Here is a 317-nt window from a genome sequence, read left to right as displayed (position 1 = left end):
GGATTCGCACTTGGCGCTGCTAATGGGAATTTTAGTTGATTTAATAACTCTAAAGTTACAGGATGGTTTGGTACGCGTACCGCAACCGTATCTTTACCAGCTGTAATCAAATCAGGAATATTCTGTAGCTTCTTTAATACCAGAGTTATTGGTCCTGGCCAAAAGGCGTCTGCAAGTAGTTGCGCTTTTTTAGGAATATAGTCTACGATAGTAGAAAGAGAATCTACAGATGGAATATGAACAATCAACGGATTAAAAAACGGTCTTTTTTTAGTTTCAAAAATAGCTTTTATTGCTTTTTCACTATAGATATTTCC

The 317-nt window shown here is 36.3% G+C and carries 1 protein-coding gene; it reads right to left on the bottom strand.

Features of this window, described 5'->3' with window-relative positions; genetic code table 11:
* Positions 1-317 (bottom strand): L-threonylcarbamoyladenylate synthase (locus B2U95_RS15075; RefSeq protein WP_296317602.1); only part of this gene is annotated, 317 nt, incomplete at both ends.

Origin of the sequence: Winogradskyella sp. UBA3174 (assembly GCF_002364335.1) — a bacterium.
GTDB lineage: Bacteria > Bacteroidota > Bacteroidia > Flavobacteriales > Flavobacteriaceae > Winogradskyella.
Note: the sequence above shows the minus strand (reverse complement) of the source record. Positions and strands in the feature narration are given on the sequence as shown.